Source organism: Polaromonas aquatica (genome assembly GCF_042659145.1).
Lineage (GTDB): Bacteria > Pseudomonadota > Gammaproteobacteria > Burkholderiales > Burkholderiaceae_C > Polaromonas > Polaromonas aquatica.
The window spans coordinates 1-2,757 of record NZ_JBHSRS010000050.1 but is presented as its reverse complement, the minus strand read 5'-3'; the positions used below and the strand labels follow the sequence as shown (position 1 = coordinate 2,757).

Annotated in this window: 2 rRNA genes; both read left to right on the top strand. The window is 50.6% G+C overall.

Annotated features, from left to right (window positions below):
- Positions 1-2,439: ribosomal RNA gene (locus ACFQND_RS12335) — 23S ribosomal RNA — on the top strand; the annotation flags it as partial.
- A 155-nt stretch (positions 2,440-2,594) separates the two neighbouring features.
- Positions 2,595-2,707: ribosomal RNA gene (gene rrf, locus ACFQND_RS12330) — 5S ribosomal RNA — on the top strand.
- The last annotated feature ends 50 nt before the right edge of the window (positions 2,708-2,757 follow it).

Below are 2,757 nucleotides of genomic sequence, written 5' to 3'. Positions count from 1 at the left end.
GATAGTGAACTAGTACCGTGAGGGAAAGGCGAAAAGAACCCCGGGAGGGGAGTGAAATAGATCCTGAAACCGTGTGCTTACAAAAAGTAGGAGCCTCGTAAGGGGTGACTGCGTACCTTTTGTATAATGGGTCAGCGACTTACATTCAGTGGCAAGGTTAACCGAATAGGGTAGCCGTAGAGAAATCGAGTCCGAATAGGGCGATCAGTCGCTGGGTGTAGACCCGAAACCAAGTGAGCTATCCATGGCCAGGATGAAGGTGCGGTAACACGCACTGGAGGTCCGAACCGACTAGTGTTGCAAAACTAGCGGATGAGCTGTGGATAGGGGTGAAAGGCTAAACAAACTTGGAAATAGCTGGTTCTCTCCGAAAACTATTTAGGTAGTGCCTCAAGTATTACCGTCGGGGGTAGAGCACTGTTTTGGCTAGGGGGTCATGGCGACTTACCAAACCAATGCAAACTCCGAATACCGACGAGTACAGCTTGGGAGACAGAGCACCGGGTGCTAACGTCCGGACTCAAGAGGGAAACAACCCAGACCGCCAGCTAAGGTCCCTAAAATTGGCTAAGTGGGAAACGAAGTGGGAAGGCTATAACAGTCAGGATGTTGGCTTAGAAGCAGCCATCATTTAAAGAAAGCGTAATAGCTCACTGATCGAGTCGTCCTGCGCGGAAGATGTAACGGGGCTAAGCCAGTTACCGAAGCTGCGGATGTGCAATTTATTGCACGTGGTAGGAGAGCGTTCTGTAAGCCTGTGAAGGTGGTGGTGTAAACCCTGCTGGAGGTATCAGAAGTGCGAATGCTGACATGAGTAGCGTTAAAGGGGGTGAAAAGCCCCCTCGCCGTAAGCGCAAGGTTTTCTACGCAACGTTCATCGGCGTAGAGTGAGTCGGCCCCTAAGGCGAGGCAGAGATGCGTAGCTGATGGGAAACAGGTCAATATTCCTGTACCGATGTGTAGTGCGATGTGGGGACGGAGAAGGTTAACTCAGCCAACTGTTGGATATGTTGGTTCAAGCTTGTAGTCGTGCCTGGTAGGCAAATCCGCCGGGCTTAGATGAGGAGTGATAACGAGTCTGCTTGCAGACGAAGTGAGTGATACCCTGCTTCCAGGAAAAGCCACTAAGCTTCAGCTACACACGACCGTACCGCAAACCGACACTGGTGCGCGAGATGAGTATTCTAAGGCGCTTGAGAGAACTCAGGAGAAGGAACTCGGCAAATTGACACCGTAACTTCGGAAGAAGGTGTGCCTTTAGTAGGTGAACCATTTACTTGGGGAGCCCAATGAGGCTGCAAAAAATCGGTGGCTGCAACTGTTTATTAAAAACACAGCACTCTGCTAAGACGAAAGTCGACGTATAGGGTGTGACGCCTGCCCGGTGCTGGAAGATTAAATGATGGGGTGCAAGCTCTTGATTGAAGTCCCAGTAAACGGCGGCCGTAACTATAACGGTCCTAAGGTAGCGAAATTCCTTGTCGGGTAAGTTCCGACCTGCACGAATGGCGTAATGATGGCCACACTGTCTCCTCCTGAGACTCAGCGAAGTTGAAATGTTTGTGATGATGCAATCTCCCCGCGGAAAGACGGAAAGACCCCATGAACCTTTACTGTAGCTTTGTATTGGACTTTGAACAGATCTGTGTAGGATAGGTGGGAGGCTTTGAAGTGCGGTCGCTAGATCGCATGGAGCCAACGTTGAAATACCACCCTGGTGTGTTTGAGGTTCTAACCTAGGTCCATTATCTGGATCGGGGACAGTGCATGGTAGGCAGTTTGACTGGGGCGGTCTCCTCCCAAAGTGTAACGGAGGAGTTCGAAGGTACGCTAGTTACGGTCGGACATCGTGATAATAGTGCAATGGCATAAGCGTGCTTAACTGCGAGACTGACAAGTCGAGCAGATGCGAAAGCAGGACATAGTGATCCGGTGGTTCTGTATGGAAGGGCCATCGCTCAACGGATAAAAGGTACTCTGGGGATAACAGGCTGATACCGCCCAAGAGTTCATATCGACGGCGGTGTTTGGCACCTCGATGTCGGCTCATCTCATCCTGGGGCTGTAGCCGGTCCCAAGGGTATGGCTGTTCGCCATTTAAAGAGGTACGTGAGCTGGGTTTAAAACGTCGTGAGACAGTTTGGTCCCTATCTTCCGTGGGCGCTGCAGATTTGAGGAAGCCTGCTCCTAGTACGAGAGGACCGGAGTGGACGAACCTCTGGTGTACCGGTTGTCACGCCAGTGGCATTGCCGGGTAGCTAAGTTCGGAAGAGATAACCGCTGAAAGCATCTAAGCGGGAAACTCGTTTCAAGATTAGATCTGCCGGGGCCTTGAGCCCCCTAAAGAGTCGTTCAAGACCAGGACGTTGATAGGTCAGGTGTGGAAGCGCAGTAATGCGTTAAGCTAACTGATACTAATTGCTCGTGCGGCTTGACCCTATAACTTTGACAGTCTTCAGATTAGTCAAGGTTGTTATGCCAAGTTGACGCATTCAAAAGACGCATCCCTCACAGGATGTGCGTTACTAAATAAAAGCTGATTTGCTCTATGAATTCGATTGGTTGCCGTTGTGGCAATTGATCAAACAGTTATGCCTGATGACCATAGCAAGTTGGTACCACTCCTTCCCATCCCGAACAGGACAGTGAAACGACTTAGCGCCGATGATAGTGCGGATTCCCGTGTGAAAGTAGGACATCGTCAGGCTCTTACAACGACAACACCCCCGCTTGAGATTTCAAGTGGGGGTTTTGTTT